A 12,073-nucleotide genomic window follows, 5' to 3' on the forward strand; every position below is an offset into this window, starting at 1 on the left:
AAAAAAGGCAAAAACATTGTGTTTTTGCCTTATCTTTATGATCAGCGTTACTCAAATTGGCATTAAAAAAAACACCAGAAAAACGACGATAGCAATACCTAATCCATAATCTTCTAAAAAACTACCGAAACCAGAACCGTTTTCACGCTTCCTAACATAAGCAGAGCCATATAAATCAATATCATGTTGACGCTGTTCTGCGGCTTGTTGTTCTGTTTTTTGCATTCTCTCCGCATGACACTTACACGAACGGGTGAAGTGATAATAACGCGGTCGTCTGTATATGAAACCGTGATTAAAAGACATATCGCCCCCCTCAACTGATTAATTTATATACCATCAAATCATACCTTATTTGATAAAAAATTACATGCTAAATAGAACCCTTTTCTAAGTATTTATCCTGAAAAACAAAAATGTAAGGTGTTTATCATGTGATGATCTGAAAACCATGAGGAAAGAAAATGATTCAAAATTTTAGGAGAAGAAATTTTTCTTCGGTGGTGACACATTTATCACTAATAGCCTATCTCTCAGTGATGATAACACCCGTTAACTCATTTGCTGAAGTTTCGACAAAACCTCCAGAAAACACAGGTAAATATCAGACAGATAAAAATAATCTGGAGGGAGTTACTGCTGGTCATGACACAGCTAAAGAGGCTTTAAATTTTTATAAAACATTACCAAGCCTAAATGTAGATTCGAAAGGTACTTCACAATTTGGTAAAGGTGAATCTGTCAATTTTAACAATATTTATTATAAAGACAGCTTTGCTATGGGGGTAGATGATGTATCAAACGTCTATGGCAATGATAGCAAAACAAATGAAATTGGGTTTCATGAATCAAAAAAACTGAAAACAGAACAAAGCCCCAAAGGAGAGGCATACCGAACTTTAGTAGGGGCATCCCGTCACTCCTCAATTGACATTAACAAAGATGATGATGTTTTTAATGTTCATAACGATTTTCTCTCAAATGAAAAAAAATATTCCGATGCTATTTCAAAATGCGAAACAAAACAGGTATTTGAGGATTATGTAGATAAAAAGCACATACCTGATTATAAGGAATGCACAAAAACAGTCGATGTGACAGGTGGTTACATAGTTAATCATCCATATTTAGCAGGTTTGGTATCTCATAATTCAGGTCCTGCAAATATTAAAACCTGTGGTGAGACATGTGTTGATATCTGGTTAGGAAAAGTAGGTGATGACTATTGGAAAGGTAACTGCCGAATATTTGAAGATTATATGTCTGTGAATGTTATTAACCCAACCGCTGTTATTAGCGCAAAAATAACCCGCGCTAAATGGGATGATTACATGCAAATCTATGCTGGTACAAGCACTGATCTTGAACAGGTATGGGGTGGACCACACGGAAAAGATGTTTTTCCACCTGAAACTCCTGGTCGGTGCGAACTTTCAACGAGTTGGGATCAGCAGTTAAATGTTGATGTGACTGAAAAATTTAGTAAAGTCCAACCGAATGATGAGGTATTTTTTAAAAACAGAGTATCAGTAACCGGTGCAGGTGAAGGCTTTGCACAATTACGCATTCAATTTGATAAGAAAAAAGCACTTACTAATGATGTCTGGAGCTCGCCACAGCAAAGTGAATTTAACAAGGCTGTAAAAGCCATTAAAGAAGGATTTTGTCAGGATTACACTGTTGTTTGTCATGACACAATAATCCCCGATAAAGACGGTTGTGCTGTCATAGATGGTGTCAAACTCTGTAAAGAGGACTTCGTACCACCTCCGTTAGATAAAATATCACCATTCTGTAAGAGAGCAGAAGTGATCACGCATTGCGGTAAAGAGCATGGGGTAAACAACACATGCAAGAAATACGAGAAGCAAGGTTGTTCGTTTATAAAATCTCAATGTTTAACAGGAAAAGAAGGTGATATTGCTGGTTGCTGGCAATCTAGTGAAACATGGGATTGTGGAAAAGATGTTACCTTTAATAATGGCGCAGTCCATGAAAAGCTAATTTGTGACGGCGCTGTACAATGTCTAAATGGATCATGTTTACGTCCTTCATCTCAAGAGAATGGTGATTTTGCAACAGCGGCTGCTATGTTGAATGCGGCATCTTTTGCATTGGCAGATACGAATTGTGCTGATGCAGAAGAAGCAAACAACGGTGAATCTTCTTTGAATAAAGAGCAATGTGTCATTTTCAAAGGTGAAGCTCTGACATGCCGAACGGCAATGGGAGGATGGGTAGATTGTTGTGATCAACCGGTCGGTGTGAGCTGGATAGAATACGTACAGCTTTCAATGATGACTATGAGAGCGGCAGATGCCTTAGCGATAGAAGCAGGGTTGTTTGATGGTGGTGTAGGCTTATTTGATATGGCAAGCACAGCAGCTATGGATGCGGTGGAAGCTATTACAAAACCTGCTATTTCCGCTTTTAACTCTTTTGTTGGAAATGCCGGTGCTGAAGTAGCTCAAGGAGTCGCTGAAAAAGGCGTTGTCTCGATGACAACAGCAGCGCTTAACAACCTAACAACCAAAGTTGCCGAATGGACTGCAAACACCTTCGGTGAGGCTGTTACAAACGCTATTTTCCAATCCGCAGCTACTGAAGGCGGAAAAACTGCAACTCAATCATTAGCAGAAAACGGAGGGGCTAGCTCAGGTGCTTCAGTAGTGCAACTTTCATCAACGATCACAACAGCCATGTCAGTTGTCGGATATGCATACTTGGCATACCAAATGGCAAACCTATTGGTGAATATTATATGGGCTTGTACCGATGAAGAATTCAAACTGGCAATCAAAAAAGAAACTAAGTTAGCGACAAAGGTAGACAGTTGGTGTTCTAAGAAGGTCCTTGGCGCATGTATCGAAAAGAAAAGTAGCTACTGTGCGTATAACTCTCAGGTAGCCAGAATAATCACTGAGCACGTTAGAGGAACAATAGGATACGGTGATACAAAAAATCCGAATTGTGAAGGAATTACATTAGCAGATATGGATAAAGTAGACTTCACCAAAATAGACTTTTCTGAATGGACCGCAACTCTTAAAGAAGCCGACATGCTTCCTGATTTCAAAGAATTTGACCTCGATAAATATACGGGTTCTGGAAGTACACTCAATGCTGATGGAAAGCGAGTAAACTCTGTCGAGCGATTTACCAGAGGGGTTGAAGGTACAGATTTAGAAGAAGTTAGACAAAGAGCGAAAACAAGGTTAAGTGTTAAAGATGAATAGATAAAAAAAATCCCGCTTATTAGCGGGATTTTTTTTATCTAAATTTATATACCTGACCATTCCGTATTATTTTTGGCTCACTTTTCAAATTGCTCGGCAAAAACAGTACGGTTTCAGGACCTAACTCAACACTAATTTTCTTGAATTCTTCCTCATACCTACCAGTATCGTGTAAATAATGAACACACTCATGATCCGTATAATTATATGAATACTTCAGATTAGTGAATGGTGCTTGATGCACATTTACATATAGATTCTGATCGGAAATATTTCTATTTTCAGTAACAGATACAAATTTAGCAGCGTTACATGCTAAAACATTTCCAGCCACTTCAGCTTTAATTGCATTTGATAAGTATTTATCAAAGACAGAGTTAATACGCTTCGTTTTCAAAAGTTGGTCACTGAAACTCAGCGGTGTAGATCCCCATTCGGTTACTAGTAAACGACCTTCCATCATAGGCGCTCGTTCTTCTGGTGTGCTTGTATCAAAAGCTAAGAGCCCAAAAACAGGGTTTACTGTTGCAGCAAGGGTAAGATCCACTACATTTACTGCATTCTTACTTTGTGAGATGATTTCTCTTAACTGATCCATCCCTTTTGTATCGCTTACAACAATAGGTTCCTTAATTTTTTTTAATGAATTTCCTTTCTGACTTGGTACTAACACAGCAAAGATTGTGTAATTATCCGCATCATCATCTAGATTATTCAACCCTATTGATTTAGCAATTTTGAGAGCTTCACTTCCATTTTCAACCACTGGTTTTGAAGCCTCATTATTATATATCCAATTACTATTTTCATTATTAGCACAGCCGGATAACACTAATGAAAATAGAATTCCTGTAATCATTTTACAACTTTTCATTATTCACCCTTATTATTAATGAATTCATTTTCTTTAGATTCAGAGCAATAAGGACATTTCATATTGCAGGAATCCTCTGATTCGTGTGTAAGATAGATATATTTCTGCCGACACTCAAAACAGCCAGTTAAACCAATTATTCCATTTCGGTAATTGGTTGCAATTTGCCATGCCAAGTTCGGATCAATTATGTGTTTCTTTAATGGATCATCAAAGAAACCACAATGAACATTAAATAAATGGCGGTATGCTTTATAAGCACCAACCAATTCTTCTATTTGCAATCTATTTTCTGGATCTTGTGCAGTCATTAAATATACATGTAAAAAATCAGTTGCAGATCGTTTATCATGTTGATTAGCTAATATAGTGCTAATTTTTCTTAGTCGTCCTAACGTAAAATCATTATCCTCATTATCAATTCCTGAATCATTTCGTAAACATCCATACATACGTGGAGATATTGCTGGAATCTCAGACAATATTACATTCTTTCTAAATCCAAGTTTTATCATATCAATTGCTAATTGATAATCTTCTGGCGCAATAGTTAATTTCATTTAAACACCTTTCCACATAAGCGCGCTCTAGATTTAAGATAGAATAATACATCATCATATTTTTTATGATAACCATCACTATCGACTAATCTAGTTGATATAATCGAAGGTCTGTAAATTGGAGAAATATTTATTTGCTTTGAATACAAAGAAAACAGTATTTCCTTAAAAGAAAACTTATTAATTGTATTGTATGACTGACAATCATTAAACCAAAAGAAATGATTAGTATCTGTGCCAGACATGCTGTTAATAATTGCTGATTCAATTAGCATTGTTAAACGCAAAAATGAAACATCCAACAGAGATTTTTTAAAATTTGGGTCTTTCTTAGTATATAAAGACTGAGAATCCTCTTTATAGCTTAATATATAAGCAGGCACTTTCAATCCACTGAAAAAATCTCTCATAATGGAAAAATCTTCAACAAAACAGGTTTTGTCAGAATTGACGATCACAAATGGATTATTATCAACTCTTTCAGAATTACTTAATAAACTGAAAAGTACATCAGTCATTTCAGTGTTGTAGCAATTTATTTTATTGTTCATTTTCTTTCAATCTTTTCCATATGAGCAGAACTGATTCACCATATTCTTTAGCTTTGTTCTTTAACGCTGGATTTGGTGTGTGATAATTACCGATGGCTTGCGCTATATCATTTGGAGATAGTTCAATCGCTCGACACAAGACCTTCGCTGATACCTCAATGTTCTTATCTACATCTAATAACTCAGCAGGGTCAGAAACATAATTACTACCGTTCCAACGCCAATTAATTTGTGTAATACCGATATCAGTCAATGCTGAAACGCTTACATATTCCCGCACTTTTCGGACAGCATCATCTCGGTTCACCGGATAATAAGAGCCCATAATTGGGTTATTTAAAGCATAGCGATGGGGTGCAACAAAGGATTTATCGCCTGTTCTATGGGAGCTCTCTTTAAGAGCAATAGCATAGAGTAAAAGCGGATCGAGGTTACATTGTTTAGCGTGCTTTTCCCACGAGGTATTAGTTAAATCTACAACAGCAGCCTCGCAAATCGCAGCATTAAAAATGCTTAAAAACAGAAGAAAGCGTTTCATCCTCCCCTCACTTATTCTGAGCATATACGTATATATCAGTATAAATTATAGTAAGACATACATTAGTCGTCAACACACTATCTACGACTAATGCAATTTATTATACATTTATTTACAGTATGCGTAAACAGAGAGGGAGTAAAATTTCACTTATATTCAACATGTTACATAATATAAATAATTAGTGGCATGATACTTATTATCCAAAGAAATTAATAACATTCGCATTAAGTCGAAAATAGGTGTTTTATGGCTTAAGAAAGACAATTCTTTCTTCTGCACCAAAATTGTTATCGGCACATTTTCAAAAAACATTAAGTCACCAAGGGGGTTTTGGTGACTTAATGTATCTCACGTATTAAGTCACCAAAACAGTAGTTACGACTTAGTGTAATCGAAACATTAAGTCACCAATAGGGTGGTTACGGTATAATTAGTTTATGTTAAAATGACTTTTTCTGAACCTTTTCTGGAGTGCTGAAATTCATGTCAGTATCATATGAAGATGCGTTATTGCTAAAGCTGGAAGCAATCCTTGCTGACTGTGAGGAAGCAATAACTGTATGCGCTGATAATGCGGTAAATCTGATCCAACAGTTTATGCAAGAAATAAATAACAAACAGCTATTCTCCCCATACCTGCCAGTAATTCATAACGACAGGGGCTCAGTACGGATTCGATGGGGAATGGTTGTGATGAACAAGGCGACTAAAAAAGTTGGCTCTATGCGTAATGCTCCAACCACAGGTAATGGCGATTTTGACATACGCTATTTTTCAATTCGGTCTGATGAAGTACGCCAACTTATTCAAAAATACGAGGATAAGTTTAAAATTATCAGGGCTGACATTAAGCAAACCAAAAATATTACTAAATCATTGAAAATGAGAATTACACATTTGAAAAAGGGCACAAGAAAAACGGTTATCGGTGTTACTCGCTGATTTTTATGTTTTTTTTGTTTACTGTGAGCCGTAGGCGATCTTTTAGGGGGTACTGTGAGCCGTAGGCGATCCTTTCCCTGTCTTTAAAAACAGCGTAGGGGCGATTTTGAGAGGACTTCCACACATCATCGTGGATAAGCATTGGCGTACAGGCTAAAGTGGCTCAGAATCGCTTAGACGAAGCATATATGATATTAAAAAGCCACTACTTGCATCCATTCACTTTTTTCAGCCATTTTGTGCAGTATTTTACGAATAAGTAGAGGCTTTCCCTTTGGGGAAGATAGCCAGACACAATAAGCTCTGACTATTTTTCTGTAATTTAATATTGAATCTTAATTAATTAATCTTTTCCATATATCCATACTTGAATCTGCTGATATTTTAATTACATCCCAATTAATACCGTAATTACAATCATGGTTGTTTTTAAGTGCCTCCAATACATCTAAACAAAAATTCTTTTTATCATTATCACTTAAATTAAAATAGAAAACATCAAGATCAGTTTTATTAAATTCATCTAATTCTGTTTCACTATCCCAACCGGAAACAATACTTGCATGAATATCTTCAGCACACCACGTTACCGAGAAAAAGTCTTTCTCAGTAACAGTATATTCTTCAACACCTATATTCGACTTGCTTATTATTCTACGCGCTTCCTTTTCAGACTTTGCTTGTACATCAAATGAAGCTAGAGCATAGTTATTGTTATTAAGATTAACCTTATACGATACATTATAGGTATTCATGACTCATCCTCGTTTAATTATTATTAGCTGTGGTAATTAATTATATTTGAGAATTAATAATATATTCGTACAATGCTGAAAGCAATATTTTTGTAAAAATGATAAATACAATATCACCACTTATATAAACACAACAATTCATTATACAATTAATTACCAAATTAACAGAATTAAATTAAATCTTAATTATTCATCTTTAATTAAATAATGAAGTTTTCACTTTGACAAATATATATCTTTATTGTTATTTGCTTGATATGGTACTACTTCTATTTTTTCTCGCCTAACGTATGCCATATAAAAAATTAAATTGGATTTTATTAATGAACCTTAATACCAATACTAATATCATCGAATCAATTGAGATAGACAGAGTAATTGCAATCCGAGAACATGCTATTAGCCTATATAAAGAATCACTCTCTAAAGCAGCAGAGGCTATCGAAATATTAAAAACAATTCCCAATACCAACAATCATTTTCCTCACCAATGCATAGAGGACGATTTAATTGATTTGCAATACCCTAGAAATACTAATGATGATGATAACAGAACACGGTTTGAACTTTGGTTAGACAGAAAGATATGGAAAATGTTTATTGATAAATCTGGTATCAAAACAATCATGAGCAATAAACAAATAGAAAAGTTACATTACGACCTTTACGATATGAAATCGCCTATATTCAACTTTGAGAATGCATTAAGCACTTTTACAAGTTTAAGCGCTAACAAAGCTGATTCATTTAAGAATGGATTGATGGATGCGTTGCAATCTGTCTCATGGGATTACAAGAGTAATAATCCTCGCTATCTTGGCAAAAAAATAATAATGGATAATGCTGTTTCAGTTCGTAAGTATTCAACTAGATTTAATAAGACTGACACCGTTAACGATCTAGTTAGAATATTTTGCATCTTACAAAAAAAACCAATTCACGAATTTCAAAATAGTGTAGGGCTATATATATCTGATAATGTGCGAACTAATAATAAAAATTTTGAAACTGAATTTTTCATCGTTAAGTGGTACAAAAAAGGCACAATGCATCTATTATTTAAAAGTGAAAGTTTGATAAATAATACTAATGATTTGATCGCAAAACTTTTCCCCTCAGCATTGCCGCCTTTGTGATACACATTCACAGTCAAGGTATCGAGGTATATCTACACACATCAGATATACCTCAATTAATCCTCACACAGTAATACCACATAGAATAAGCCTCATATAAACCTCAGTTATGCATCACACCCACATCTAAATGATATATTTTCATTTTCATTATGATTTTTACACCCTGATATTTCTCAAATTAATCTCATATCAACCTCTTGCGACACTCAACCTCCACTGTTAAAATTACAAACATACTCAATATCGCATCAAATAAATCTCAGATGCATCACATTAACAATTAGAGGCTTCAAATGCGTATTTATATAGATGATGGTTCTACTAACATAAAAATGCTGTGGGAACAGGATCAGGAAGGTGAAGTAATTAAAATTAGTCCTAACAGCTTCAAACGCGGTTGGGGTACGGCTTTTGGTACTGGCAAACCATTCAACTATACCGTTGATAACGAGAAGTATTCATTCGATATTATTGATCCTGACAATTTGCCAACTAACAACGTAGCTTGGCAGTATAGCCCTCTAAACGCAGTTGCAGTGCAACATGCACTTCAGATTAGCGGTTTACCTCCCCAAGAGGTTGAAATCGTTGTCACTCTACCATTGGCAGAATTTTACGATCAGGATGCGCAATATCGAATGGATAACATCCAACGCAAAAAAGATAACTTAATGCGCGAAGTTCAAGTAAGCCGGAATGAACCTTTCAAAATCAAAAAAGTAACCGTTCGTCCTGAGTCAATTCCTGCGGGTATATCTTTGTGTGATGAATTAAGACCCAATCATTCTGTACTGATTATTGATATTGGAGGCACCACAACTGATATCTCAATGGTTTCTGGTCAAATGACGTCTGTATCACGCATTTTTGGTGATCCTACGCTTGGCGTATCATTGGTGACTAACGAAGTCAAAAGAGCTTTGGCGAACGCTTCAACAGAAACATCCAGCTATAACGCAGATCAACTCATTATTAACCGGCACGATGAAAACTATCTGTTAGATAACATCAACAGCGTTGATGATATTCAGATGGTGAAAGATGCCATGAATAGCAGTATTGAACGACTAAATACCCGTGTGCTCGATGCGGTCAGCACCTTTAAGGGCTATACACATGTCATGGTTATTGGTGGTGGAGCTGCGCTTTCCGCTGATGCAATCAGAAAGAAAATAGCAATCCAACCAGAACGTTTCTACGTGGCTGAAGAACCTCAGTTTGCTTTGGTTCGGGGTCTGAAATTATTAGGATAACGTTATGAAACAAGAGCGTAAAAAGATAATTTTGTATCTTCGTCCCGAACTCAGCGAGGCTGATAAATTCGCAATTAAAAAGATTGAAGAATCGCCGGTTCAAACTGAAGCAGTACGTACAGCGTTACTGGCAGGGATCGCATTAGGGGAAATTGATGATAGATTGCCTTCTTTGCTGGCTTCAATTCTATCAGACAGGACAAAGGCTGATACCTTCAAAGTAATGTTAGATTCCTTTCTAACTGTTGATAGTGACGGCACTCATGCTCACAATAAAGTAAATTTGAGTCAGGCAAAACGGGCGTTACTGACTGATAAAGTAAAAATAGAGAAGGAGCCCCCAAGTCAGGCAGCACAGAATTTGAAAGGTTCATTACCAGATTGATGGGTGGTGTATGTCCGAACAAGTGTATGGTGAGACTTTAAAGTTCTTCGCCGATTGGCAGAAACACGAAAAGAAACGTTCCTGTCTTAACTTTCAAAAGGTAGTTTCCAGATCTGGCGTTCCTACCCTTAACATCGAGATAGCACCTCTTGAAAAGGATGGAACTGCAAGATGGGAACAGAAAATGACTATTCAGTTATCCTTAAAAGAATTGACTCAACTCACTGCATTAGTTCTTCTATCAAAGAAGTATATTGATAATCTAGATGCCCGATATCATGGGGGTCATAGAAACAAAGGGTTGTCTGTCTTTGATAATGGCAAGTCAGGAATGATTTTCTTGATCTCTGAAGCAGGACAGACGCTAGAACACGGTATAGATCAATACCAACGTTTGGAACTTGCTGTGTTCATCGTACAGCAGCTATCCGCAGCGTTAAAAATAAGTTATGCATGTACTGTTGTAACGCTAAAAAGTCTGTATTTGAACGACACTCATTAACTGAGAAGCCTAAACATTTGTTTGGGCTTTTTTTTTCAATCATAAATGAATTTACATTTTTAGCTCTGAACAGCGAGAGACATGAAAACTTGTTTTCGTGTCGGTGTCGCTGTTGAACAAACGAGCAAAGCGAGTGCGTTAGAAAGCATAAGAAAATTGTCCACAGTGAAGCACATCTTAGCATATTAAGATCTTTTCTTTCTTTTTAGATCTTAAAACATTAAAACCTTAGATATGGGGATATATTCATAATAATCATTTAGTTACGATATTAAAGGTCGTCGCTGATGCAGTGAAAGGTCGTCGCTGATGCAGTAAAAGGTCGCCGTTGATGCAGTGAAAGGTCGCCGTTGATGCAGTGAAAGGTCGCCGTTGATGCAGTGAAAGGTCGTCACTTGTAAAGTATATGCGGTTAATTATTAACCAAGGCTCATTATTTAATCAAAAAAATCCTATCCTATTAATTAATATTAGTTTATTTTCTAATTTTGTTGTGGATAAGTACGATTTTCTTAAATGTTTTGTAATATTCCACTACCGAAAAAGTATATTTTTGATTTGCTGCAAAAGGTCGCCGTTGATGCAGTTAATCAATAAAAAGGTATTTTTCTGCTGGTGGCTAAAGGTCGCCGCTGATGCAGTATAAATATATACTTCTATCATAATTTAATCCATATATATCAACACGTTATGCAAAAGGTCGCCGTTGGTGCAGTATAGTCATAAAAAAAGGTACTTTTCTATTAAAGGCTAAAGGTCGCCACTTGTGCAGTATATAACGGTGTAAATGCTTAAAATAAATCCTTATATATCATATTGTTACACTAAAGGTCGCCGTTGATGCAGTACGGTCATAAAAAAAAGGTATTTTTCTGCTGGTGGCTAAAGGTCGTCGCTAATGCAGTATAGAATGGTGTAAGCATGTATATATAATCCTTATATATCAATCGGTTATGCTAAAGGTCGTCGTTGGTGCAGTATGATCATAAAAAAAAGTTATTTTTCTGTTTAAGGTAAAAGGTCGTCGTTGATGCAGTATAGAGTAGTATGGTGGACTTCATTAACTTACTGTTTATCAGTATGTTAACGAAAGGTCGCGACATATGCAGTTTGTCATATGGAAATTTCGTTAACTGACTTGGCAATAAGCCGTCATGGAAGTATTGCTAATGTGAGAGGTAACATACTTTATGTATTTATTATCACAACGTTAAGGCTATTTTCGTCTGGTGTTCAATACTCCACCAGCTACGTATTACTTTAAAGGTCACTTTGCTTTTAGACAAAACAACCTTTAGAATATATACCTATCATGTTGGAATTGAGTCTTTTGTG

Annotated in this window: 12 protein-coding genes; 6 read left to right on the forward strand and 6 right to left on the reverse strand. The window is 36.0% G+C overall.

Going from position 1 to position 12,073, the window contains the following annotated elements; translation table 11 throughout:
• Window positions 1-51: 51 nt before the first annotated feature.
• Window positions 52-225, reverse strand: a complete 174-nt coding sequence (locus tag M1E96_RS21430) for a hypothetical protein (protein ID WP_159242430.1) — start codon at window positions 223-225, stop codon at window positions 52-54.
• A 239-nt stretch (window positions 226-464) separates the two neighbouring features.
• On the opposite strand from M1E96_RS21430, the gene traN reads away from it, so the two are divergent.
• The gene (gene traN, locus M1E96_RS21435; protein ID WP_023159916.1) at window positions 465-3,236 is read left to right on the forward strand and encodes a conjugal transfer mating pair stabilization protein TraN; all 2,772 of its coding nucleotides are present in this window, start codon (window positions 465-467) and stop codon (window positions 3,234-3,236) included.
• A 34-nt stretch (window positions 3,237-3,270) separates the two neighbouring features.
• On the opposite strand, the gene M1E96_RS21440 is transcribed toward traN, so the two are convergent.
• Genes M1E96_RS21440 through M1E96_RS21455 form a run of 4 tightly spaced genes read right to left on the reverse strand, consistent with a single transcriptional unit; the run spans window position 3,271 to window position 5,759 of the window.
• A complete protein-coding gene (locus tag M1E96_RS21440) occupies window positions 3,271-4,110 on the reverse strand; it encodes a hypothetical protein (protein ID WP_023159983.1) in 840 nt (279 codons plus the stop codon).
• Window positions 4,110-4,670: a FlhC family transcriptional regulator gene (locus M1E96_RS21445; protein ID WP_023159982.1), complete on the reverse strand. Its 561-nt coding sequence runs from the start codon at window positions 4,668-4,670 to the stop codon at window positions 4,110-4,112. Before M1E96_RS21445 ends, M1E96_RS21440 begins: the two co-directional genes overlap by 1 nt.
• Entirely contained in the window at window positions 4,667-5,221 is a 555-nt protein-coding gene (locus M1E96_RS21450) for a hypothetical protein (protein WP_072070760.1), read from the reverse strand. Before M1E96_RS21450 ends, M1E96_RS21445 begins: the two co-directional genes overlap by 4 nt.
• On the reverse strand, window positions 5,211-5,759 hold the full coding sequence (locus M1E96_RS21455; protein ID WP_023159981.1) for a transglycosylase SLT domain-containing protein: 549 nt from the start codon (window positions 5,757-5,759) through the stop codon (window positions 5,211-5,213). The genes M1E96_RS21450 and M1E96_RS21455 overlap by 11 nt, the downstream gene beginning before the upstream one ends.
• Before the next feature lie 486 nt (window positions 5,760-6,245).
• On the opposite strand from M1E96_RS21455, the gene M1E96_RS21460 reads away from it, so the two are divergent.
• On the forward strand, window positions 6,246-6,704 hold the full coding sequence (locus tag M1E96_RS21460; protein ID WP_023159980.1) for a hypothetical protein: 459 nt from the start codon (window positions 6,246-6,248) through the stop codon (window positions 6,702-6,704).
• Window positions 6,705-7,039: 335 nt separating this feature from the next.
• Here the strand turns inward: M1E96_RS21460 and M1E96_RS21465 are convergent, their stop codons facing one another.
• Window positions 7,040-7,459 (reverse strand): hypothetical protein, encoded by a 420-nt coding sequence (locus M1E96_RS21465; protein WP_023159979.1) that lies wholly within the window; start codon window positions 7,457-7,459, stop codon window positions 7,040-7,042.
• Between the two features lie 323 nt (window positions 7,460-7,782).
• Between M1E96_RS21465 and M1E96_RS21470 the strand changes: the two genes are divergently transcribed.
• The 4 genes from M1E96_RS21470 (at window position 7,783) to M1E96_RS21485 (ending at window position 10,738) form a co-directional block, all read left to right on the forward strand.
• Window positions 7,783-8,595 (forward strand): DUF4942 domain-containing protein, encoded by an 813-nt coding sequence (locus M1E96_RS21470; RefSeq protein ID WP_072070759.1) that lies wholly within the window; start codon window positions 7,783-7,785, stop codon window positions 8,593-8,595.
• 296 nt (window positions 8,596-8,891) lie between these two features.
• Window positions 8,892-9,851: a plasmid segregation protein ParM domain-containing protein gene (parM, locus tag M1E96_RS21475; RefSeq protein WP_071547977.1), complete on the forward strand. Its 960-nt coding sequence runs from the start codon at window positions 8,892-8,894 to the stop codon at window positions 9,849-9,851.
• Window positions 9,852-9,855: 4 nt separating this feature from the next.
• Window positions 9,856-10,236, forward strand: a complete 381-nt coding sequence (locus M1E96_RS21480; RefSeq protein ID WP_072070758.1) for a plasmid partitioning/stability family protein — start codon at window positions 9,856-9,858, stop codon at window positions 10,234-10,236.
• 10 nt (window positions 10,237-10,246) lie between these two features.
• Entirely contained in the window at window positions 10,247-10,738 is a 492-nt protein-coding gene (locus tag M1E96_RS21485; protein WP_023159976.1) for a hypothetical protein, read from the forward strand.
• The last annotated feature ends 1,335 nt before the right edge of the window (window positions 10,739-12,073 follow it).

This window comes from Providencia sp. PROV236, from assembly GCF_033676985.1.
GTDB lineage: Bacteria > Pseudomonadota > Gammaproteobacteria > Enterobacterales > Enterobacteriaceae > Providencia > Providencia manganoxydans.

What these genes read in the sequence shown, in the direction of transcription:
- M1E96_RS21430 (WP_159242430.1), bottom strand. Translation starts at nt 225, where the DNA reads ATGCAAAAAACAGAACAACAAGCCGCAGAACAGCGTCAACATGATATT.
- traN (WP_023159916.1), top strand. Translation starts at nt 465, where the DNA reads ATGATTCAAAATTTTAGGAGAAGAAATTTTTCTTCGGTGGTGACACAT.
- M1E96_RS21440 (WP_023159983.1), bottom strand. Translation starts at nt 4,110, where the DNA reads ATGAAAAGTTGTAAAATGATTACAGGAATTCTATTTTCATTAGTGTTA.
- M1E96_RS21445 (WP_023159982.1), bottom strand. Translation starts at nt 4,670, where the DNA reads ATGAAATTAACTATTGCGCCAGAAGATTATCAATTAGCAATTGATATG.
- M1E96_RS21450 (WP_072070760.1), bottom strand. Translation starts at nt 5,221, where the DNA reads ATGAACAATAAAATAAATTGCTACAACACTGAAATGACTGATGTACTT.
- M1E96_RS21455 (WP_023159981.1), bottom strand. Translation starts at nt 5,759, where the DNA reads ATGAAACGCTTTCTTCTGTTTTTAAGCATTTTTAATGCTGCGATTTGC.
- M1E96_RS21460 (WP_023159980.1), top strand. Translation starts at nt 6,246, where the DNA reads ATGTCAGTATCATATGAAGATGCGTTATTGCTAAAGCTGGAAGCAATC.
- M1E96_RS21465 (WP_023159979.1), bottom strand. Translation starts at nt 7,459, where the DNA reads ATGAATACCTATAATGTATCGTATAAGGTTAATCTTAATAACAATAAC.
- M1E96_RS21470 (WP_072070759.1), top strand. Translation starts at nt 7,783, where the DNA reads ATGAACCTTAATACCAATACTAATATCATCGAATCAATTGAGATAGAC.
- parM (WP_071547977.1), top strand. Translation starts at nt 8,892, where the DNA reads ATGCGTATTTATATAGATGATGGTTCTACTAACATAAAAATGCTGTGG.
- M1E96_RS21480 (WP_072070758.1), top strand. Translation starts at nt 9,856, where the DNA reads ATGAAACAAGAGCGTAAAAAGATAATTTTGTATCTTCGTCCCGAACTC.
- M1E96_RS21485 (WP_023159976.1), top strand. Translation starts at nt 10,247, where the DNA reads ATGTCCGAACAAGTGTATGGTGAGACTTTAAAGTTCTTCGCCGATTGG.